The 23,125-nt window shown below is 45.8% G+C and carries 18 protein-coding genes; 11 read left to right on the forward strand and 7 right to left on the reverse strand.

Annotation, left to right across the window (positions count from 1 at the left end; translation table 11 throughout):
- Positions 1–29 precede the first annotated feature (29 nt).
- Positions 30–1,325 (forward strand): MgtC/SapB family protein, encoded by a 1,296-nt coding sequence (locus tag KHO06_RS06185; protein ID WP_212582245.1) that lies wholly within the window; start codon positions 30–32, stop codon positions 1,323–1,325.
- Positions 1,326–1,395: 70 nt separating this feature from the next.
- Here the strand turns inward: KHO06_RS06185 and pta are convergent, their stop codons facing one another.
- On the reverse strand, positions 1,396–3,561 hold the full coding sequence (pta, locus tag KHO06_RS06190; RefSeq protein WP_005433245.1) for a phosphate acetyltransferase: 2,166 nt from the start codon (positions 3,559–3,561) through the stop codon (positions 1,396–1,398).
- A 138-nt stretch (positions 3,562–3,699) separates the two neighbouring features.
- On the reverse strand, positions 3,700–4,896 hold the full coding sequence (locus KHO06_RS06195; RefSeq protein ID WP_005433250.1) for an acetate kinase: 1,197 nt from the start codon (positions 4,894–4,896) through the stop codon (positions 3,700–3,702).
- A 346-nt stretch (positions 4,897–5,242) separates the two neighbouring features.
- Between KHO06_RS06195 and yfbV the strand changes: the two genes are divergently transcribed.
- From yfbV to KHO06_RS06225, 6 genes are all read left to right on the forward strand, one after another.
- On the forward strand, positions 5,243–5,695 hold the full coding sequence (gene yfbV / locus KHO06_RS06200; RefSeq protein ID WP_038889858.1) for a terminus macrodomain insulation protein YfbV: 453 nt from the start codon (positions 5,243–5,245) through the stop codon (positions 5,693–5,695).
- Positions 5,696–6,005: 310 nt separating this feature from the next.
- A complete protein-coding gene (locus KHO06_RS06205) occupies positions 6,006–6,971 on the forward strand; it encodes an ABC transporter substrate-binding protein (protein WP_045372837.1) in 966 nt (321 codons plus the stop codon).
- A gap of 35 nt (positions 6,972–7,006) precedes the next feature.
- Positions 7,007–7,963, forward strand: a complete 957-nt coding sequence (locus KHO06_RS06210) for an ABC transporter permease (RefSeq protein ID WP_212582246.1) — start codon at positions 7,007–7,009, stop codon at positions 7,961–7,963.
- Positions 7,960–8,754, forward strand: coding sequence for an ABC transporter ATP-binding protein (locus KHO06_RS06215; RefSeq protein ID WP_212582247.1), 795 nt, complete (start codon positions 7,960–7,962; stop codon positions 8,752–8,754). The genes KHO06_RS06210 and KHO06_RS06215 overlap by 4 nt, the downstream gene beginning before the upstream one ends.
- 140 nt (positions 8,755–8,894) lie before the next feature.
- Positions 8,895–10,721: a maltodextrin glucosidase gene (malZ, locus tag KHO06_RS06220; RefSeq protein WP_212582248.1), complete on the forward strand. Its 1,827-nt coding sequence runs from the start codon at positions 8,895–8,897 to the stop codon at positions 10,719–10,721.
- 113 nt (positions 10,722–10,834) lie between these two features.
- On the forward strand, positions 10,835–12,295 hold the full coding sequence (locus KHO06_RS06225) for a diguanylate cyclase (RefSeq protein ID WP_005433252.1): 1,461 nt from the start codon (positions 10,835–10,837) through the stop codon (positions 12,293–12,295).
- An 88-nt stretch (positions 12,296–12,383) separates the two neighbouring features.
- On the opposite strand, the gene dusC is transcribed toward KHO06_RS06225, so the two are convergent.
- On the reverse strand, positions 12,384–13,343 hold the full coding sequence (gene dusC, locus KHO06_RS06230) for a tRNA dihydrouridine(16) synthase DusC (RefSeq protein WP_010645699.1): 960 nt from the start codon (positions 13,341–13,343) through the stop codon (positions 12,384–12,386).
- Positions 13,344–13,499: 156 nt separating this feature from the next.
- On the opposite strand from dusC, the gene KHO06_RS06235 reads away from it, so the two are divergent.
- Positions 13,500–14,108: an SEC-C metal-binding domain-containing protein gene (locus KHO06_RS06235; RefSeq protein ID WP_038889864.1), complete on the forward strand. Its 609-nt coding sequence runs from the start codon at positions 13,500–13,502 to the stop codon at positions 14,106–14,108.
- Between the two features lie 76 nt (positions 14,109–14,184).
- On the opposite strand, the gene dsbB is transcribed toward KHO06_RS06235, so the two are convergent.
- Positions 14,185–14,721 (reverse strand): disulfide bond formation protein DsbB, encoded by a 537-nt coding sequence (dsbB, locus tag KHO06_RS06240; protein ID WP_045372827.1) that lies wholly within the window; start codon positions 14,719–14,721, stop codon positions 14,185–14,187.
- 85 nt (positions 14,722–14,806) lie between these two features.
- Complete coding sequence (gene nhaB, locus KHO06_RS06245) at positions 14,807–16,393, reverse strand: Na(+)/H(+) antiporter NhaB (protein ID WP_038889866.1); 1,587 nt, start codon at positions 16,391–16,393, stop codon at positions 14,807–14,809.
- Positions 16,394–17,032: 639 nt separating this feature from the next.
- On the opposite strand from nhaB, the gene fadR reads away from it, so the two are divergent.
- Complete coding sequence (gene fadR, locus KHO06_RS06250) at positions 17,033–17,872, forward strand: fatty acid metabolism transcriptional regulator FadR (RefSeq protein WP_005433233.1); 840 nt, start codon at positions 17,033–17,035, stop codon at positions 17,870–17,872.
- A gap of 85 nt (positions 17,873–17,957) precedes the next feature.
- Here fadR and KHO06_RS06255 read toward each other — a convergent pair whose 3' ends face one another.
- Both KHO06_RS06255 and metG read right to left on the reverse strand, forming a co-directional pair.
- Positions 17,958–18,764 (reverse strand): hypothetical protein, encoded by an 807-nt coding sequence (locus KHO06_RS06255; protein WP_212582249.1) that lies wholly within the window; start codon positions 18,762–18,764, stop codon positions 17,958–17,960.
- 213 nt (positions 18,765–18,977) lie between these two features.
- Entirely contained in the window at positions 18,978–21,038 is a 2,061-nt protein-coding gene (gene metG / locus KHO06_RS06260) for a methionine--tRNA ligase (protein ID WP_212582250.1), read from the reverse strand.
- A 157-nt stretch (positions 21,039–21,195) separates the two neighbouring features.
- Here metG and apbC point away from each other — a divergent pair, with 157 nt between their 5' ends.
- A complete protein-coding gene (apbC, locus tag KHO06_RS06265; RefSeq protein ID WP_212582251.1) occupies positions 21,196–22,272 on the forward strand; it encodes an iron-sulfur cluster carrier protein ApbC in 1,077 nt (358 codons plus the stop codon).
- A gap of 181 nt (positions 22,273–22,453) precedes the next feature.
- Positions 22,454–23,095, forward strand: coding sequence for a uridine kinase (gene udk / locus KHO06_RS06270; protein WP_005433235.1), 642 nt, complete (start codon positions 22,454–22,456; stop codon positions 23,093–23,095).
- Positions 23,096–23,125: the final 30 nt, after the last annotated feature.

Here is a 23,125-nt window from a genome sequence, read left to right on the forward strand (position 1 = left end):
TAACGGCCGATCTTGGACTGAGGTGGGGTATGGATATCAATGAGTTTGTCAGTGGCGAGCATCTAATTTGGAATCTGTTTATTGCGCTGTTATTGGGGGCAATTGTCGGAACCCAACGTGGCTGGGTAATGCGTAATAGCGTTGAAGGCAGTCGCGTTGCGGGTATCCGTACCTTCTCTTTGGTCGGTTTGCTGGGTGGCTTAGTTGGGATTCTTGCCAACATCTACACATCGTTATTGCTTGGCTTTGCGTTGATTGCTTTGGTTATTCTTGCCTGTATTGCGTTTGTTATTCAACAAAGAAAGAGTGAGGACATCAGCATTACTGGCGTGGTTAGTTTGGTGATCACCTTTGTTCTTGGCAGTCTCGCTGTTTCTGGGGAGCCTGTTCTTGCTGCGGCCGCAGCGGTTATCACTGCGGCCGCAGCGGTTATCACTGCGGTGGTACTGGATAACAAGAAAGAGCTTCATCAGGCGCTTCAGCGTCTCCAAGAGTACGAGCTTGATGCTGCTTTGCGTCTGCTGCTCATTTCTATCGTCCTATTACCTCTTTTACCCAACCAAGCTTACGGCCCATGGAAGGCTTTGAACCCTTATGAAATTTGGTGGATGGTGGTGCTGATTGCTAGTATTTCATTTGTCGGTTATTTCGCGATTAAGATCGGCGGTGCAAAGCGGGGTATTTTGTTTACGTCTGTCTTTGCTGGGCTAAGTTCTTCTACTGCACTTACACTGCAGTTCTCTCACCTTTCACGGGAGCAAGCGAATATCAGTCCTTTGCTTGCCAGCGGCATACTGCTAAGTTGCGGGACTATGTTTCCTCGGTTGCTGATCGTTCTTTCGGTGATTAATCCCCAATTAGTGACATTGTTGGGACCCATTGCCTTGGTCATGATGGCTGCCCTCTATTTGCCTGCTTGGTGGATATGGCGTCGCAGCGAGGTTGAGCAAATAGAACAACCGAATAAACAAACCAACCCATTAGCCCTTCAATCGGCGCTTTTCTTTGGGGTTGTGCTCGCCGTGATCATGTTGTTATCGCATGCACTGTCTGATCTGTTTGGTAGTGCTGGTGTGCTAATACTGTCTGCGTTATCTGGTATTACGGATGTCGATGCTATTTCCCTTGCGCTTGGACGGCAAAGTACCCAAACCTTGAGCGTGGAAACCGCGGCATTGGGTATTCTGATCGCGGCCTCAGTCAATACAGTGGTAAAAATGGGGATGGTTGTTGCAATAGGGGATAAGGCATTATGGAGAAGAGTTGCGCCCGTTATGGTTGGCTGCGTGCTTTCTGGCGCTATTTTGTTTTTGGCTTTGTATTGATTTATTCGAACACAAAGTGAAAAAAAACCTCGCCGTGGCGAGGTTTTTGCATTCAGGAAAGTGCAGTTAATTAGTTAACTGCTTTTTCGCGAGCTTGGTCAGCTTGATCCGCCTGAATCGCAGTTAGAGCAACTGTGTACACGATATCGTCTACTAGTGCACCGCGAGATAGATCGTTTACAGGCTTGCGCATACCTTGCAGCATTGGACCGATAGATACTAGGTCTGCTGAACGTTGTACCGCTTTGTAAGTCGTGTTACCAGTGTTTAGGTCTGGGAATACGAATACTGTCGCTTTACCTGCTACTGGAGAGTTAGGCGCTTTAGAAGCTGCCACGTTTTCCATGATCGCTGCGTCGTACTGTAGAGGACCGTCGATCACTAGATCTGGACGTTTCTCTTGAGCAATCTTAGTTGCTTCACGTACTTTATCTACGTCTGCACCCTTACCAGATTCACCAGTAGAGTAAGAGATCATAGCAACGCGAGGGTCGATACCAAATGCCGCTGCAGAATCAGCAGATTGGATAGCGATTTCAGCAAGCTGTTCAGCTGTTGGATCTGGGTTGATCGCACAGTCACCGTAAACCAATACTTGGTCAGGTAGCAGCATGAAGAATACAGAAGATACGATAGACGCATCAGGTGCAGTCTTGATGATTTGGAACGGAGGAACGATAGTGTTTGCTGTGGTGTGAACCGCACCAGAAACTAGACCGTCTACTTCGTCGTTCTCAAGCATCATTGTGCCAAGGAATACTGAATCTTGTAGTTTCTCGCGAGCAACAACTTCAGTCATGCCTTTCGCACCACGTAGCTCAACCAGACGAGCAACGTAGTTTTCACGAACTTCATCAGAGTTGATGATAGTTACGCCAGCACCTAGTGTTACGCCTTGCTGCTCTGCAACGCGACGGATTTCGTCTGGGTTACCTAGAAGCACACACTCCGCGATGCCGCGCTCAGCACAGATAGCCGCAGCTTTAACTGTACGTGGCTCGTCACCTTCAGGAAGAACGATACGCTTGCCAGCTTTACGAGCGAACTCAGTTAGCTGGTAACGGAATGCTGGTGGGCTTAGGCGGCGAGACTTCTGAGTACCCTCAGTCATAGACTCGATCCAGTTACCGTCGATGTGACCAGCAACGTGCTCGTTGATGAACTCGATACGCTCTTTATCGTCTGCAGGAACTTCGATAGAGAAGCTCTGTAGGTTTAGAGAAGTCTGCCAAGTGTTACCTTGTGCTTTGAAGATCGGTAGACCCGTTTCAAATGCTGGCTTACATAGACCTGCAATCTCTTCAGGAATGTCGTAACCGCCAGTTAGAAGTACCGCACCGATATCAACACCGTTCATTGCTGCAAGTGCAGCTGCAACGATAACGTCTGGACGGTCTGCAGAAGTAACAAGTAGAGAACCTGGTTTGAAGTGCTCAATCATGTTTGGCAGAGAACGTGCACAGAAAGTGATGCTCTTAATACGACGAGTCGCGATGTCACCTTCGTTGATGATGTCAGCGTTTAGGTGCTGAGCCATATCGATTGCACGAGTAGCGATTAGATCGATGCTCCATGGCACACAACCTAGTACACGAATTGGAGAAGTGTTGAAGATTTCCATCACTTTCATTTCGTTTTGCTTCGCGCTGTCTGCATCGTCAAAGATTTCAGATAGGTCAGGGCGAGTACGGCCAGCTTCGTCAACAGGCGCGTTTAGCTTGTTGATGATTACGCCAGAGATGTTCTTGTTCTTAGTACCACCGAAGTTAGAACATGCTACTTCGATGCGCTCTTTAAGTTGAGCTGGGTTATCTGTACCAGGAGTTGCAACAAGAACGATTTCCGCACCTAGAGTTGCAGCGATTTCCGCGTTCACTTGGTTAGCGAATGGGTGCTTACGAGTTGGTACTAGACCTTCGATAAGCGTTACGTCTGCATCTTTGTTGATTTGGTTGTAACGCTCAACAACAGTTTCTAGCAGCTCGTCCATGTTGTCGTTACCAATTAGGCTTTCAGCAACAGACATCGCTAGTGGTTGACCGATCTTCATATCGCTGTTGTAGCCAACGATAGTTGAAGTTAGATCTGGTTGATCACCGCCAGAACGTGGCTGTGAAATTGGTTTGTAGAAAGAAACCTTAACGCCTTTGCGCTCCATTGCGCGAAGAACACCCATGCTTACGCTAGTTAGACCAACACCAGCACTTGCAGGGATAAGCATAATAGTACGAGACATTCGTAGAGTACCTTTAGCTATTGGGGGATAAAAGCTCAACTCTTATTCCATGAATAATTCAGAGAATAGGAGTTAAGCCCCTAAGAAATTCTTTGGAAGAAAAACTGGCTAGCCGGAGTGGCTAGCCAGTTTAATCTATTAAAGACCTGCTAGGCGTGCAGTGTCTTCAGCAATTACTAGCTCTTCGTTAGTAGAGATAACCATTGCTGGGATACGGCTGTTAGCTGTAGTGATAGTACCTTCGCCGCCGAAACGAGCTTTAAGGTTAGCTTCACCATCAACTTCGATACCGAAGATACCTAGACGGTTTAGAACCATTTCACGGATAGGGCCAGAGTTCTCGCCGATACCGCCAGTGAACGTGATTGCGTCTAGACGACCTTCCATAGAAGCTGTGTAACCCGCTACGTACTTAGCTAGACGGTGACAGAACACGTCCATTGCACGTGTTGCTTCTTCTTTCTCACCGTAGTTGTCTTCAACGAAACGACAGTCAGAAGTCACTTCAGTTAGACCAGCAAGACCAGACTCTTTAGTTAGCATGTTGTTGATTTGTTCAACAGAGTAACCTAGAGCGTCGTGTAGGTGGAATACGATAGCTGGGTCGATATCACCACAACGTGTACCCATCACTAGACCTTCAAGAGGAGTTAGACCCATAGAAGTGTCTACAGATTTACCGTTCTTGATTGCACATACAGAAGCGCCGTTACCTAGGTGACAGTTGATGATGTTTACTTCTTCAACTGGCTTGTCTAGTAGGTTCGCAACTTCACGAGTGATGAATAGGTGTGAAGTACCGTGCATGCCGTAACGACGGATGCCGTGCTCTTTGTATAGGTTGTATGGAAGAGCGTATAGGTAAGACTCTTCTGGCATAGTTTGGTGGAACGCAGTGTCAAAAACAGCAACGTTTTGTAGGCCAGGGAAGTTTACTTTAGCCGCTTCGATACCGATTAGGTGAGCTGGGTTGTGAAGAGGTGCGAAAGTTGCAGCGTCTTGAATACCCTTAAGTACGTCGTCAGTGATCAGTGCTGATTGAGTGAACTGCTCACCACCGTGTACGATACGGTGACCGATAGCGCCTAGGTTAGCTTTAAGCTCTGGCTTAGAAGCAAGAATAGTTTCTACCATGAAAGATAGTGCTTCTACGTGAGCTGCGCCTGCGCCTAGTTGAGCTTCGTGCTTGCCATCAAGTTTCCACTTCATACGAGCTTCTGGAAGACCAAGACACTCAGCAAGACCGGTTAGGTGCTCTGCACCTGTTTCTGCATCTACAACAGCAAATTTAAGAGAAGAACTACCACAGTTTAAAACTAAAACTAGCTTAGACATGTATGACTACCTGTTTATTCGTCTGATCAAAATCAGTTAAAGGATGAAAAATTAATCACAAGAATAGACGATACCCGCAAGGCTGCGTACTAATCTTGGTCAAAAATCGTTCTAATTCCGTATAAATGAATAGTGATGAACCCATCCACCACTATGAAGCGATCCGTGCAGAATAAAATCTCGGAGTTGCTTAAATTGTAAATAACGGCAACAATGAGATTGAGGGTCTGCAAAGGATAGCGATAATAGGCAATGATAACAAAAAAATTTTGAAAGAATATTAACTTTCATCAATTTTTTGCGCCTTTAGTTGAAATGTTCAACTATTTTTTAGTGAGAGAGCGGTATGAGCAAACAAGTCGGATTAATCCATAGCCTGAAAGACGGCCAAAGTTACATGGAGATCTGGCCGGTTCGTAAAGAGCTGAACGCCATTTTTCCCGAACAACGTATCATCAAAGCAACGCGTTTTGGCATTAAAGTGATGCCAGCGGTCGCCGCGATCAGTGTGCTCACTCAAATGGCTTTCAATAACTATGATGCACTGCCTCAAGCCATCGTAGTTGCATTGTTCGCAATCAGTATGCCTCTGCAAGGTATGTGGTGGTTGGGCAGTCGTTCCAACACCAAATTGCCCCCTGCATTAGCCTCTTGGTATCGCGAATTGCATCAAAAAATCACAGAAACAGGTTTTGCGCTCGAGCCCGTCAAAGCGCGCCCGCGATACAAAGAGCTTGCGGTCATCCTGAACCGAGCATTCCGTCAATTAGACAAAACGGCTCTCGAACGTTGGTTCTAGACCCTTAACAAAACCACAACTACTGAAATGGAGTGTGCAATTGCCACTCCATTTTTTATGCCTGCGCTTCTGACTTCACTCCTTTCTAATTTGCAATAACCGCCTTTCGTACCGATTGTGAGATCACAAATGTTACATTGTTGTTAAGTCTTGCTTTTCTTTCCCGAGAGTTAGCGTTAATAATGAAAAACAGATGCACAAAAAGTGCACAGTTATAAACACAACATCCCATCTTCCGGATTATTTCTGTTGAGCATTCATTTTCGATGAGGCTTTCAGTTCAAGGACGAAGAGACATCAAGGAGTCATGATGAAAACGAAACGTATACTTGCCACTGCTATTCTTGCCGCAACCACAGCTTTCTCCTCTGCTAGTGTGCTTGCCAATACCGCGACCGTAGCGGTTTCTCAAATCGTAGAACACCCAGCACTCGACGCGACTCGTCAAGGCTTGATAGATGGCTTGAAAGCCAAGGGCTATGAGCAAGGTAAGAACCTAGAGTTTGACTACAAAACTGCACAAGGTAACCCAGCTATAGCGGTACAGATTGCCCGTCAATATGTGGGCGAGAGCCCAGATGTGCTGGTGGGCATTGCCACACCGTCAGCGCAAGCTTTGGTGTCTGCAACACGTTCTATCCCTGTGGTGTTTACTGCGGTAACGGATCCGGTGGGCGCAAAGCTTGTGAAATCCATGCATCAGCCGGGTAAAAACGTCACCGGTCTTTCCGATTTGTCTCCTGTGGCACAGCACGTTGCATTGATTCAAGAAATTCTGCCTGCGGCTAAATCTATCGGTGTGGTTTACAACCCAGGTGAAGCAAACGCGGTGACTCTGGTGCAACTGCTAAAAGAGAGTGCAGAGGCCAACGGTCTTGAAGTGGTAGAAGCGACGGCTCTCAAAAGTGCCGATGTTCAGTCCGCGACGCAAGCTATTGCGGCTAAATCCGATGTGATTTATGCGCCGACAGACAACACGGTAGCCAGTGCTATTGAGGGCATGATCGTTGCGGCAAACCAAGCGAAGAAGCCGGTCTTTGGCGGTGCAACCTCTTACGTAGAAAAAGGCGCTATTGCGAGCTTGGGTTTTGATTACTACCAAGTGGGTGTTCAAACTGCCGACTACGTTGCTGCTATTTTGGAAGGGCAAGATCCTGGCAAGCTGGATGTGAAAGTCGCAACCGGTTCTGATCTTGTTGTGAATGAAGGAGCCGCAACCAAACTTGGTATTCAAATACCGAGTTCTGTTGTGAAACGTGCGACTAGCATGCAGTAATAGTGATGTTCAGGTCGGTTTGATGCCGACCTGATATGTGCAGAAAGGAGCAGTTATGTCTGCATTTGCTTTTTTTTGGTGCGCTCGAGATAGGCCTGATTTATGGCTTAGTCGCTTTGGGCGTCTACCTTACGTTTCGCGTTCTTGATTTCCCTGACTTAAGTGTTGACGGTAGTTTCCCTATGGGCGCCGCCGTTGCTGCAACCGCGATTGTTGCCGGCATCAACCCTTGGATTGCCACCGGAATGGCCGTGATTGCTGGTAGCATGACTGGGTGGGTGACCGCCTTTCTCGCTGTTCGTTGTGGCATTCTTCATCTACTTGCTTCCATTCTTACCATGATTGCGGCGTTCTCTATCAACATTCGCATCATGGGTAAGCCGAACATGGCGCTACTTGGGGAAGACACTATTCTCACCCCGTTTGAAGCCATGGGGGACGCTATGTACATCCGACCTTTGGTTGTTGGTGTGCTGGTCTTACTTTCCGCTCTGTTTGTTGTACGCCTCCTTAACAGCGACTTTGGCTTGGGGTTAAGAGCGACGGGAGTGAACGCCCGAATGGTGGCAGCGCAAGGGGCTAGTACTGGCTTTTACACCTACTTTGGCTTAGCGCTGTCTAACGGGTTTGTTGGTTTTGCTGGAGCCTTGTTTGCTCAGACCAACAGCTTTGCCGATGTCACCTCTGGCGTGGGCACCATCGTAGTTGGTCTTGCGGCGGTTATCCTTGGGCAAACCCTCATCCCAGGTCGGAAAATCTGGGTCGCGGTTTGTGCGGTGATTATTGGTTCGGTACTTTATCGCCTCGCAGTCGCGTTTGCCCTGAGTTCCGGCATGTTTGGTCTACAAGCTTCGGATCTAAACTTGGTTACAGCTGTGCTCGTTGCGGTGGCGTTGATTGCGCCGAAATTGAAACAGAGTATGAAAGCGAAACAACGCTTGAACAATGCTAAGCAATCGACATCAAAAAATGGTTCAGGAGAGGCACTATGATTGAACTCAATGATATTCAAGTGACCTTCAATCCCGGAACCATTCTGGAAAACAGAGCCTTGAAAGGTGTTTCGTTAGAAGTGCCTGAACATCAGTTTCTCACCGTTATTGGCTCCAATGGAGCAGGGAAGTCAACCCTGCTTGGAGCCGTGACAGGAGATACGCCGATGATTGGCGGCCAAGTGATCATTGATGGACAAGACGTAACCCGTAAGACGGTTGCACAACGCGCCACTCAATGTGCTCGCGTATTCCAAGACCCACTAGCTGGTACTTGTGGGGATTTGTCCATTGAAGAAAACATGGCGCTTGCTTACATGCGAGGTCAGCGTCGCGGCTGGGGGATGGCGCTCTCAGCGAAACGCCGCAAGCTGTTCCAAGAACGCATTAGCATTCTGGGTTTAGGGCTTGAAGATCGCTTGGGGGACAGCATTGGGCTACTTTCTGGCGGTCAGCGTCAAGCAGTCAGTCTGGTTATGGCAACACTATCAGGCAGTAAACTACTCCTGCTTGATGAACATACGGCTGCGTTAGACCCTCGTATGGCGGCTTTTGTTATAGACCTGACCAAGCGCATTGTCACCGAGTTTAATCTTACGGTAATGATGGTGACACACTCGATGAAGGATGCTCTGGCCTGTGGTGACAGGACAGTAATGTTGCACCAAGGAGAGATTGTTCTTGATGTCGCAGGTGAGCAAAGAGCGAATATGCAAGTACCAGACTTATTGGAAATGTTTTCTAAAGTGCGTGGAGAGGAGTTGGCAGATGATAGCTTGTTGCTGAACTAGCTTAGAGTGTTTGTCGACTACGCCTACCAAATGTGATCCTCCTTGAGAAAATGACCCGTACGGTATTTTTAAAAGGAGGATTTTTAGATGGTTGCTCTTTAATAAAATAGTGGAATATTCCAATACTAAGAGCGCTTACCATGACCCTTCCATTTATCTTCCATAGCCAGACCGAAGATGGCCTTGTATTTGATGGTGAACTGCTGACCGTCACTCTGAAAACCGAAAACATCGAGTTTGATAGCGTGCACGTGCGTTGTGAACCAGACAACGAAGAATACCTCATAGAGATGAAGCCTTGTGGTAACGCAGGTGAGCTTCAGTTGTGGCAAGCACAGTTTGCAGCAAACCGAGACCGTGACGTCACCCATTACGTATTCAAGCTACTTAAGGGTAATCAGCAACTTTGGCTCGATGGTAGAGGTGTGCATAAGCGTATGCCGCCGAAAGAATTCCACTTTAAGTTGAACACGCAGTCTCAGCCACCGAGTTGGGTGCAAGAACAGGTCTTCTACCAGATCTTTCCTGACCGTTTTGCGGCTAGCCAAGATGAACAAACGATTCGACATGCTTACGCCCAATACGATCCGGATACCATGGTGAAATCTTGGGGCGAGGCCGTTGGGGCTCACCACAACACGGGGGCGCGTGAGTTCTTCGGCGGTGATTTGAAAGGCATTGAGCAGAATTTGGACTACTTGGAAGAATTGGGAGTCACTGCGCTGTATTTCAATCCTATCTTTACTGCGCCAAGCAACCATAAGTACGACACAAAAGATTACCTTAATATTGACCCGATGTTTGGCACCAACGAGCAGTTTGCACGGTTGTGTGAACAGATCCGTGGTAAACAGATGAAAATAGTATTGGATGCGGTATTCAACCATACGTCGGTTCATCATCCTTGGTTCGACCTGAAGCAAGAAGGTCAGGGTGCGTACGGCAATCCGAGTTCAGACTTCCGTGACTACTACTTCTTTGAGGGCCAAACCAACAATTACATTGGCTGGAAAGGAATCGGCAATTTGCCGGTTTTGAACTTTGAGAACGAACAAGTCCGCGATCATATTTATCAAGGTGAGGATGCGGTGATTAAGCATTGGCTTAAACCACCATATTCTGTCGATGGTTGGCGTTTTGATGTAATCCATATGCTGGGAGAAGGCGAGGGGGCAAAAAACAATGCTCACTATGTAGAAGCGTTTCGTAAAGCGACCAAAGCGATCAACCCTAATGCTTATGTGTTAGGAGAGCATTTCTTTGAAGCGACTCAATGGCTGCAAGGTGGACAAGAAGATGGAGCGATGAACTACTACGGGTTCGCGCACCCTGTTCGTGCCCTGATTGCTAAGCAAGACATCATGTACGATCCAATCGACATCAACGCACAAGATTTCAAAGAGTGGGTGGATGAAGCGCGAGCAAAAGTGCCATTTGCCAACCAACTGTCTCAACTGAACCAATTAGATAGTCATGATACCGCCCGTTTTCTGACGCTTTTGAATGGCGATAAGGAAAAAATGCGCCTTGCACTGGGTTTACTCATGACTTATGTCGGCACTCCATGCCTTTATTATGGTAGTGAAGTTGGGTTGGAAGGCGGACAAGATCCTGATAACCGTCGTTGCTTTCCTTGGGAGCTGATTGAGGCTTCTGAGTGGTTGCCGATTTATCAAAGGTGGATAGGAATTCGCAAGCAATACAAGGCTCTACAGTCCGGAAGTTTGCAGTGGCTTTACTGTGATGAACAGGTCATGGTTTTCGTTCGACAATGGAAAGAAGAAGCAATAGTTGTGGCATTTAACCTCGATGAATACGACCGAAATGTTAACCTTCCATTATGGCAAGTTGGCTTAAATGCAAAACAGTTGCATCAATTATTAGACAAAGGTGAAGTTGTAAGTGGTGAACGTCATTTTTCTGTCAATATCCCAGCAATGAACTGCAAAATATGGCAGATCGAGTGACTTCGAGCGCCTTCTTTATTAAAATTTATGAATACATAAATATAAAACTATAAACAGCCCTTCGATAATCTAAGCTTTCGAAGGGCTTATATTATTAGAAACAATGGTGCTCAATGGGTAATAAAAGGCGATTTAGCCTCAAGTTTGTCATCTTCTTCCCACTCTTTTTATTCTGTGTTGTCATGCTGGTGACAGCAAAGAACTACTACGATGCGATGAATCGTTACATCACGCTAGAGTACTCTCAAGTTGACCGTGCCATCGATCGCGCAATCAAAGTATTGACCGCGTTGGACTACAGCTTTGTTAACTACTCGAATCCCGCGCACCCGCTATTTAAAGAACATAACCATATGGAAAAAAATGGCTTATGTTACGTGTGGCCGATAGATGTTCTGCTATTAGAGAACAAACACTCAGGTGGGTTACCTGCAGTGGAGTTGGATTACATGATCGTGGGACAAAAATCGCTTTGCCAACCTGGCACTAAGCTGTTTAAGTTGGCAGAAAAAAAAGCTGGCTTTGCCCCATCTCTCTCTTTCCTTCATGACATTGAGTCCCATATCGTTGCGATTCATTACATTGATCAACGAGGCTACATCATCTCCTCGCCAGATACCTATGCTCAATATTTCTCTCAACAGCTGTGGGAGACGCTAAAGGCGAGACCATTCTGGCAAAAAACAGCTCAAGAGACGATGAAAGTGACCATGTCAGGCCCTGCGCCTATGTTAGACAGACATGATGGACAAGTCGTAAGTTTGACCGTGCCCATTTATGAAAAAGATGAGCACCAAGGCGTGTTATCGATTGATTTCGATGTTGATGGGTTATTAAAAGCAAATGAAAACCTGGCAGGTAAGCTACACATTATTTCTGCTGTAATGGATGTTCCTGACAATGTGATGCGTTTAAGGCCTATAGAACATGAGCGTTTGAGTGCCAATCACCTTATTTTCTATGAATACGACCTTTGGAGTGAATTGAAGAATCTATTGGCGTTCGAGAAGTACAGCGTCGCGGTGGCTTTCTTTATTTATGTTTTGAGCACAGTGGCATTGTTCCTAGTCAACACTCAAACAGAGCGTCGTTATTTCAAAGAGTTGGCGGCGAAAGACCCAATGACTGGGTTATTGAATCGACGTGGCATACAGGCTGTATGGCGCAATAAGATGACTAAAAAACACGTCGCGCTGGCGGTATTCGATATTGATGACTTTAAATCAATCAATGATACCCATGGACATGATGTGGGGGATGATGCGATTCGTTTGGTGGCAAAATGCATCCGAGACAATATTCGTCATTCAGATGTCGCATCACGCTTCGGTGGTGAAGAATTTGTACTTGCTATCTACGACGAAGATTTTGAAAGTATGCTTCGAATTTTAGAGCGAGTAAGAAAGGCGATCGCTAAGAGTTCACGTAAGGTGGTTGCTGGTGGCTTTACCGTTTCTGGTGGTGTGGAGTTTAAGTCTGCTGCTCAACTGGAAAGCTTTGATGAGCTGTTTAAGCTTGCCGATGAGAAGCTTTATGAAGCGAAAAGCACGGGCAAAAACAAAATCTGTCACTAGAACTAGCGAGCGATAGAAACACAAAAGGGCGAATTCATCGCCCTTTTTCTTATTCTTAATTCACTGTACTCTCAAATTATCTCAACCACTATGCGACGCGAGATTGCAGCTCGTCGCGGTAACGTTGAATGTGCTCAACGATCGGCGCTGCTTTATTGAATGTACGAATTTCGCGGAACAACTCATTTGCTTCAGGGTAGGCTTGGCGTAGGTAAGAGAACCATTGCTTAACGCGGTTCGGATAATACAAACCTTTATCGCCTTTCATTTCAAACTGAGAGTAATAGATCAGCAGCTCGACAACTTCTGGCCAAGCCATTGGTTGCTGGTTGTGTTTCACCATGTTACCCAAGTTTGGAATATTGAATGCGCCACGACATACCATCAGAGAATCCACTCCTGTGGTCTCAATGCAGCGTTGGCCATCTTCGTAGTTCCAAATCTCACCATTAGCGATGAGTGGGATAGAAAAACGCTCACGGATCTGGGTAATGTATTCCCATTTGATTTCCGAGGCTTTGTAACCACCTTGCTTTGTACGAGCGTGAACCGTCAGCTCATTTGCTCCAGCAGATTGAATCGCATCTACAATCTCGAAACAGTCTTCAGGGTTTTCCCAACCGAGACGAATTTTCGCAGTGACAGGAATATTGCTTGGTACGGCATCACGACATGCTTTTACGATGTTGTGAATGAACTCAGGGTGCTGAAGAAGCGCCGCGCCACCTTTACTTTTGTTTACCAGCTTTGCCGGACAACCAAAGTTAAGATCAATACCTCGTGCGCCCAGTTCCGCTGCTTTGACTGCGTTTTCTGCCATCCAATTCGGCTCTTGGCCAAGCAATTGAACATGAACAGGCACGCCAGATGCGGTCTGTGAGCCTTGGAGCAGCTCAGGGCACAAACGATGGAATACGTGATCAGGTAATAGCTGATCGATGACTCGAACAAACTCTGTCACACACAGATCATAGTCGTTTATCTCGGTCAGGATTTGGCGCATTAAATGGTCCAAAACGCCTTCCATCGGGCCTAATACAACTCGCATAGCTTGCCTAATACAGTTTGGTGGTAAAAAGGAGGGCGATTGTAGCGATGTGAAGGAAGTTTGTCATTAAAAGACTCATCAGCATCGAGTGACATCAACTAGCATCTTATTAGCTGTGGGGTATAATGCCGCCAAATTCATGGGAAACCAGATGACATGCAATACACATTAATTGAGAAAGGTGAAGTTCAACTCGAAGAATCTTCGCTGTTTATGGAAGGGGCGGTCCTAGCTGCGAACCTGACCACGAAACCGTTAGCACCGGAAACATGGCTAGAGCCACTTCTAGGTGAGGGCTTTCAAGCGATTCAGCCAATGGTTGAAGAGCAGATTCACAAGCAGCACAACTACATTCTGCGTAACGAATACTCTATTCTTGCGTTGACAGAAGCCAGCCCAGAGCAGTTAGCGGATTTTGCTGAAGGCTTTATGTCTGTCTGGCCGATGATTGAAGAGCAGTGGCATGATGTCGCATTGAACGATGGCCTTGAGCGAATGCTGCAAGCACTTTTGACGACGATGATGCTGGCGATTGATGAAGAGCAAACTCAGCAACAGATGCGTGATGTGGGTATTGAAACGCCGCCAGCGCTTGTGGACTTCATCGAGCAGTTTGACCTGATGATCAACGAAGTTGCACTTGGTGCAGACGAATTGATGGTCGGCAAAAAGTCGAAGAGTTTGAACCCTTTCAAAGGTGTTGGGCGTAATGACCCTTGCCCATGCGAAAGCGGTAAGAAGTTTAAGCAATGTTGCGGTAAGTAATCGAATTGCAAAGAAAAGCCGACCTCATGGTCGGCTTTTTTGTATTCGTTTTCAGTACTTAGAAGTCGGAAAAACGTTACTGGATTGGATTCTTGCGCTTACCACGAACAAATTGCGCAATCACAATGAATGCAAGAGCGACTAAGTTACCCGCAAAAATGACGACAAGCCATTGAGGCATAGAAAGACCAAGGAACTGCCACACAATCTTCGCGCAGTCACCGTATGCTTCAAACATCCATGGAACCCACTGGTTTAATGGTGCCCAACTTGGAAACGTCACGAATAGGTCACATGTTGCAAATGGTGATGGATTGAATTGATAGTCCACATGCTGCATCGCGAGCATCAAACCTTTGTAAGCACTTGCGCCCCATGCTGTTAATGCAATCCAGCGAACGAGAGGGTTGTTTGGTGCGATAAGGCCAATCATCGCGGCAAAACCAATTCCCATCATTGCCACACGTTCGTAAATGCACATAACACAAGGTGCTAGCATCATAACGTGTTGGAAGAATAGGGCACAGGCTTCAAAAAAGATAATCGCTAAAAGGAGAAGGAGCCAAGATAAGCGTCCTTTCGAAAACTGATTAAGTGATGCAAAAATACTCACGGTTACAATCCTGTCTGAAATATAAAAAAGCTCTGAATACTCAGAGCTTTTTAACTTGGATAAGTTTCCTAATCAACTCAAATTTTTAGTGTCCACCCGACACAACAGGAGCCAGATCACCACTGCTTGGCGAAATCCAGCCTGCATCGTAGAAGAATGCGGTTGCTGGTTCTAGGAAGAACATGATGCCCATCAAGCCAACAAGCGCCAGTACGATAGTGTATGGCAGTGCCATGATCACCATGCGACCGTAGGATAGACGAATCAATGGTGCCAGTGCGGATGTTAGCAGGAATAGGAACGCAGCTTGGCCGTTTGGCGTTGCAACTGAAGGTAGGTTAGTACCTGTGTTAATTGCTACTGCTAGTAGGTCGAACTGTTCACGAGTAATTTGGCCATCAATCAGTGCCGCTTTTACTTCGTTAATGTAGACCGTACCTACGAAAACGTTATCTGAGACCATTGAAAGTAGACCGTTGGCGACATAGAACAACGCCAGCTGTGTGCCTTTGTCTTCAACTGCAAGTACAGCGTCGATAACCGGCTTAAATAGCTCTTGGTCAATGATTACAGCAACGACTGCAAAGAACACGGCAAGAAGTGCTGTAAACGGCAGGGCTTCTTCAAACGCTTTACCCATTGAATGTTCTTCAATCACACCAGTGAATGAGGTTGCAAGGATAATAACTGAAAGACCAATCAGACCTACGGCCGCTAAGTGCAGAGCAAGTGCTGCAATTAACCAAACTGCGATTAGACCTTGAATCCAAAGCTTAGCTACGTCTTGGTTAGTACGGGTTTTACGCTCTTCGCGGTCGAAATCAACAAGGATTTGACGAACGTTATCAGGCAGCTGCGCACCGTAACCACAAATCTTTAGTTTCTCTACTACTGCACAAGTGATCAAGCCGCAGAAGAAAACAGGAAGAGTCACTGGCGCCATTCGGATCAGGAATTCACCAAAGAACCAACCCGCTTGGTCTGCAATGATCAAGTTTTGTGGTTCACCAACCATTGTTGTTACACCACCAAGCGCAGTACCCACACCAGCATGCATTAGCAATGAACGTAGGAATGCACGGTAGTTCTCAAGGTCGTCACGCGTAAGCTCAGTGATGGTGTCATCTTGAGTATGGTCATGGTCACCGATAGGGTTACCAGAAGCGACTTTGTGGTAAATCGAGTAGAAACCCACTGCAACGCTGATTACAACGGCGATAACGGTCAGTGCATCGAGAAATGCTGACAAAAACGCTGCTGCGAAACAGAATGCGAGTGAAAGTAATGTTTTAGAACGGATACCAAGCAGGATCTTCGTAAAAATGAACAGCAGAAGCTGTTTCATAAAGTAGATACCCGCAACCATGAATACCAATAGTAGAAGAACTTCGATATTCGCAACCAGCTCATGCTTCACCTGGGCAGGGCTGGTCATCCCGATAGCAACCGCTTCAATTGCAAGCAAGCCGCCTGGTTGAAGTGGGTAACACTTCAGCGCCATTGCTAGCGTGAAAATAAATTCTGCTACTAGCAACCAACCTGCAACAAATGGGTCAATTAGGAAGAAAACAATCGGGTTAATAATTAGGAAGGCTATAATGGCAACTTTGTACCAATCAGGCGCTTTACCAAGAAAGTTCTTGATAAAGGCATTTCCGAGCGACATCGGCATGATAATTCTCTTTATAACAAAATTATGAATAGACACTACAATAGTGCTTAAGTATCTGTTTGTTAGACTTATTATTTAGCCTTTTAAAACAATAACTTAGAAAAACAACAATCCCTTGTTTCACTGTAGTCTTGCCAAGTTACTTCCCCTGAACTTAAGCACCGCTCACTTTCGACCGCAACTCTACACTTCGGCATTTTATAGTCAATAACAAAACGTGATGCTGCCGACTAAAACTGCTTTTTATTTGTAATAACGCGATCAAAACGGCGTTACTATACCATGAAAAGCTTAAAAAAAATCACCTTGGAATTTAAAACCAAGTCAATTACGAGAAAAGATCAATTAAGAAAGAATATTAATCGTAAAACATAAATTTATTTTGCATATTTTGAGCAGAAAAATGTGACGAGGTAGGCTTTATTTTTCCTACGTTTGTGGTCAGTAGGATTTGTCCAAAATATAAATTTTACGAGTTTGATTCAAAGTGATTAACATTTTGAATTGAATATATATGTAGAGTATTAACTCTATATTGAGATTTCGTTTCATTTATTGATCGTTAATTTTCGCAAATCGTTAAGTAGTGGTATGATGAGTGGTATCGACCCTTAGAAATCAATATTGGATAAAAACAGAATGGTCATTAAGGCTAAGAGCCCTGCGGGTTTCGCAGAAAAATACATTATCGAGAGCATTTGGAACGGCCGTTTTCCACCTGGCTCAATCTTACCCGCTGAACGTGAGCTATCTGAACTTATTGGTGTTACTCGTACTACGTTACGTGAAGTGCTTCAGCGTCTTGCGCGAGACGGTTGGTTGACTATCCAACACGGTAAACCAACCAAAGTTAACCAATTCATGGAGACCTCTGGTCTGCATATCTTGGACACGCTAATGACGCTAGACGTTGATAACGCAACAAACATCGTTGAAGATTTGCTTGCGGCACGTACTAACATCAGTCCAATCTTCATGCGCTATGCGTTTAAAGCAAACAAAGAGGCGTCTGAGCGCACAATCCAGAACGTGATTGAGTCTTGTGAAGCGCTTGTTAGTGCCTCTTCTTGGGATGACTTTATTGCTGCGTCTCCATACGCCGACAAGATCCTGCAAAGCGTAAAAGAAGACAACGAAAAAGATGAAGCGAAGCGTCAAGAAATCCTGATAGCTAAGACATTCAACTTCTACGACTACATGTTGTTCCAACGCTTAGCGTTCCATTCTGGTAACCAGATTTACGGATTGATCTTCAACGGTCTAAGAAAGCTTTATGATCGCGTAGGCAGCTACTACTTCTCAAACCCAGCATCACGTGATTTGGCTCTGAGTTTTTACCGTCAGCTTCTAGAAACGTGTGAAACAGGCCAGCGCGATCAACTACCAATCGTGATTCGTCACTACGGTATGGAAAGTGCACAAATCTGGAACGAGATGAAGCAAGAGCTGCCAACTAACTTCACAGAAGATGACAGTTAATTAATCCTTGAATTCCAACGATTTCAGTACAAAAACCGCAGGTATAAACCTGCGGTTTTTTTTTGATACTTATTCACCCTAGCGATTAAGCTAAGGACAATCTGGGTAAAGGTAAATAAAGGGTTTCGATAATATCCGATAGCATTTGATCGTAGGTATTAAATATCGTGAGAGACAAGTCAGAAGTGATATCGTAAAGCTCTTCTTCACTCAGCGAAGTGAGCTCGCCCTCAATGTACTCATTTAAAGATTGAATCGAACGAGTTGACATAGGAGAGGCAATACTTAAAGGGCTAATCACAGCCAACTGGTTCAGTCTTCTTATCATTACCGAAGCGTAATTCTTCATCCGCTCTGGAGCACCTTTATCCCCCATGTCTTGAATGCTGATACGCAGTTGTGTCAGCGTCTCTAAGCTATCAATGACAGTTTGCCAGTTCATGTGGTACTCATCATTTAGCTCGTCCCTCTGAGCGATGGCGAGCCAAGCAAGGGTGACCTCATCCATTAGGTACAAACTGTGGCGAATCAGCTTGCCATGCTCCATCTGATTGCGTGCAACAGTGTTGTCCTGCCACTGCTCGAGCAATTTATCAATTTTGATTTGCAGCACGCGATACATGGGTTTGTTCTCAAAGCGAGAGGTTTCCACTAATTGGTGCAGTTTATAACCTAGTTCCTGATGGATGTGCTCTATCTCTTTCTCATGATTTTGTTGGTGTTGGATAGAGTAGTGGGTCACTGCACGATGACGGCGCAATAGATGGATGGTATCGCGTAATAAGGTGAGCAATTGATACTTACGAGCATGTTGCTTTTCTCGCTTCGCAGCCAAGTGATAGATCCCAGCCAGAATAGCAATCGAGATCAGAGTAGAAATCAAAACAAACATAACCAACTCCTTGTTAGTGCTTTTGACCTAGCAACTAAGTAAGAGCAGTTTTGATGCCAATAGTTAAATTGTTTTAAAACAACAACTTATAAAGGTTGGCATTAATGGTTGGTACAAGTTTGGTGCGGGCTCTCCCCAAAAGTGTGAATTCAATCGAAAAAAATCCCCGCCGAGTTGGGCGAGGATTTCTAAGTTACGTCATGGAGTAATGAATTACATTACACGCATACCTGGTTGAGCACCTTCGTGTGGCTCAAGAATCCATAGATCGCTACCACCAGGTCCAGCTGCTAGGATCATGCCTTCAGACATACCAAACTTCATCTTACGAGGTTTTAGGTTCGCTACCATTACGGTTAGTTTGCCTTCTAGCTCTTCAGGTTTGTACGCTGACTTAATGCCAGAGAACACCTGACGAGTTTCGCCACCGATGTCTAGTTGGAACTTAAGCAGTTTGTTTGCTTTTGGCACTTCTTCACACGAGATGATGCGAGCAATACGCATATCAACGGCTGCGAAAGCATCGAACTCAATCTCGCCAGCGATTGGATCTTTGTCTAGCTCAGTTTGACTCGCTTTGTTCTTTTCAGCTTCCGCTTTTTCCTTTGCTGCCATTTCGGCTGCAGCGTCTTCTTTTGATGCTTCGATCATCGCTTCGATGTTCTTAGGATCGATACGGTTAAACAGCGCTTTAAACTTAGTGATCTCGTGACCAGTAAGCGGTGCAGCGATGCCTTCCCAAGTTAGCTCTTCGTTAAGGAAAGCTTCAGTACGTGCTGCTAGTGCAGGCATCACTGGTTTCAGGTAAGTCATCAGAACGCGGAACAGGTTGATACCTACAGAACAGATTTCTTGCAGTTCCTGATCTTTACCTTCTTCTTTTGCAACAACCCAAGGTGCTTTTTCGTCAACGTATTGGTTTGCTTTGTCTGCTAGTGCTGTGATTTCACGGATCGCTCGGCCAAACTCACGAGTTTCGTAAAGCTCTGCGATGCGGTCTGCTGCTGCAACGAATTCGTTGTATAGCTCAGGCTCTGCAAAGTTTTCAGCAAGCTTGCCTTCAAAACGTTTAGAGATGAAGCCAGCGTTACGAGAAGCTAGGTTAACAATCTTGTTTACTACGTCAGCGTTAACACGTTGAGTGAAGTCTTCAAGGTTAAGGTCTAGGTCGTCAATACGGCTGTTTAGTTTTGCAGCGTAGTAGTAACGAAGACACTCTGGGTCTAGGTGGTTTAGGTACGTGCTTGCTTTAACAAACGTACCTTTAGACTTAGACATCTTCGCACCGTTTACCGTTACGTAGCCGTGTACGAATACGTTGTTTGGCTTACGGAAACCGCTGCCTTCTAGCATTGCTGGCCAGAATAGCGAGTGGAAGTAAACGATGTCTTTACCGATGAAGTGGTATAGCTCAGTCGAGCTGTCTTTCTTCCAGTACTCGTCGAAGTCTAGACCTTCAGTTTTGTCACATAGGTTCTTGAAAGAAGCCATGTAGCCAACAGGCGCGTCTAGCCATACGTAGAAGAACTTGTTTTTCTCGCCTGGGATCTCGAAGCCGAAGTAAGGTGCATCACGTGAGATATCCCACTGTTGCAGGCCTGATTCGAACCACTCTTGCATTTTGTTCGCAGTTTCAGATTGTAGAGAGCCTGAACGAGTCCACTCTTTTAGCATGCTTTCGAACTGAGGTAGGTCGAAGAAGAAGTGCTCAGAGTCTTTCATGACTGGAGTTGCGCCAGAAACTGCTGATTTTGGTTCGATCAGCTCAGTTGGGCTGTACGTCTCACCACAGTTATCACAGTTGTCACCGTATTGGTCTTCTGACTTACACTTAGGACAAGTACCTTTTACGAAACGATCCGGTAGGAACATTTCTTTCTCAGGATCGAACAACTGAGAGATAGTGCGGCTAGAGATAAAACCGTTTTTCTTCAGCTCTAGGTAGATGTGAGAAGCTAGCTCACGGTTCTCTTCTGAGTGTGTGCTGTGGTAGTTATCAAAGCTAATATCAAAGCCAGCGAAGTCTTTTTGATGCTCTTCGCTTACTGCAGCGATCATCTCTTCTGGCGTAATACCCATCTGTTGTGCTTTTAGCATGATTGGCGTGCCGTGAGCATCGTCAGCACAGATGAAGTTTACAGTGTTGCCACGTAGGCGTTGGTAGCGAACCCAGATGTCAGCTTGAATGTGCTCAAGCATGTGACCTAGGTGAATCGAACCATTAGCGTACGGAAGGGCACAAGTTACCAGCAGTTTTCTTGGATCGTTTGCCATACTTAATAATCGCTTTTTGATAGGTATAAAAAATAGAGAGTAATACTACCCCATGAGCTCCCTGACGCCAAGGCATCAAACCATGGATTGCCTTAGTTTTTTTGGGGTTCTGAATCTCGCCGCTGGGTGCTACGATTAGATGCATAAAGGAGGCCTCATGCATCAGTTCACTTCAAAACAAGATTTTTGTCATTGGCTAAACCAGTTCCAACATCCACAGTTGGTGGAAAACTGGGCAGATATGAATGGGATGGTTTCTATCCCTGCGCAAGGCGGTATTCAAATTACCTTGCCATTCGCGAGCAACGAACTTCAAATCGCGCTGAACGACTGGATTAAAGAGCAACAAGTAGCAGGCGACGTCCCTGCGTTTGATTTCCAAATCGAGCTAAAGGTTAAAGCGCTTGAGACGCAAGTTACCAATGCTGTTAAAGGCGTGAAAAACATCATTGCGGTCAGCTCGGCAAAGGGAGGCGTGGGTAAATCGACAACAGCGGTTAACCTTGCTTTAGCTATTGCACAGTCGGGTGCGAAAGTTGGCTTGTTAGATGCTGATATCTATGGCCCATCGGTTCCTATGATGTTGGGGCAAGAAGACGCGAAGCCTGAAGTCCGTGATGCGAAATGGATGGAGCCTATTTTTGCTCATGGCATCTATACTCATTCTATCGGTTACTTGGTGGATAAGTCGGAAGCGGCTATTTGGCGCGGTCCTATGGCCTCCAAAGCGCTATCACAACTGCTGACAGAAACGGATTGGCCTGAGCTTGATTATCTGGTTATTGATATGCCACCAGGCACGGGTGACATTCAGTTAACGCTTTCACAGCAGATCCCAGTAACAGGTACAGTGCTTGTCACGACACCGCAAGATCTTGCCTTAGCGGATGCGCGTAAAGGCGCGGCCATGTTCCATAAAGTCAATGTGCCAGTTGTAGGCGTTGTTGAGAACATGAGTTACCACATTTGTGGTCAGTGTGGAGCGGTTGAGCATATTTTCGGTACTGGTGGCGCAGAGAAAATGTCGCAAGAATTTGGTTTGGCGCTGTTAGGGCAAATACCACTCCATATTTCAATGCGAGAAGACATTGATGCTGGCATTCCAACTGTGGCACGACGTCCAGAAAGCGAGCACGCTGGCTACTACAAACTGCTGGCTGATCGCGTGTGTTGTACAATGTATTGGCAAGGCAAAGCAAAACCAGATGCAATCAGTTTTACCATGGTGAACTGAGTTTAATATCAACGCTGGTTGAATATTGTACATATAAACGTTTGCTTGGAGGTTGATCCTCTGAGCTGACAGAAACTTATAACGAAACCCTAATTCCAACTAGTAACGAAGGGGGGAACTCCCTATAATCAGGCAGTTTATCTCTTTATGTGACTAGAAAATCATCATCGGGTGCAAATTAATGTCTGATAATAATCAATGCGTCATCGTAGGTATTGCTGGCGCTTCTGCTTCTGGAAAAAGTCTGATCGCGAGCACTATTTACAATGAGCTTCGCGAGAAAGTGGGCGATCATCAAATCGGTGTCATCACGGAAGATTGCTACTACAACGACCAAAGCCAACTAAGCATGGAAGAGCGTGTAAAGACTAACTACGACCACCCGAGCGCGTTGGACCACGACCTACTCTGCGAACACCTAGAGAAATTGGTACGTGGCGAAGCTGTAGAAGTTCCTGAGTACAGCTACACAGAGCACACTCGTACAAGCAACACGACTCCAATGACACCTAAAAAGGTCATCATTCTTGAAGGTATCTTGCTTCTTACTGATCCACGTCTACGTGACCTAATGCACGCAACTGTATTTATGGATACGCCTCTGGATATCTGTCTACTTCGTCGCGTTAAACGTGACGTTGAAGAGCGTGGTCGTACAATGGAATCTGTTCTTAAGCAATACCAACAGACAGTTCGTCCGATGTTCATGCAATTTATCGAACCTTCTAAGCAATACGCGGACATCATCGTACCTCGCGGTGGTAAAAACCGTATCGCAATTGACGTTCTTAAAGCGCACATTGCAAAACTTCTGAAAGCTTAAGCCTTTAGACGGCTATATCGCTTTATTTTT

The organism is Vibrio sp. B1FIG11, from assembly GCF_905175335.1.
GTDB classification, from domain to species: domain Bacteria; phylum Pseudomonadota; class Gammaproteobacteria; order Enterobacterales; family Vibrionaceae; genus Vibrio; species Vibrio campbellii.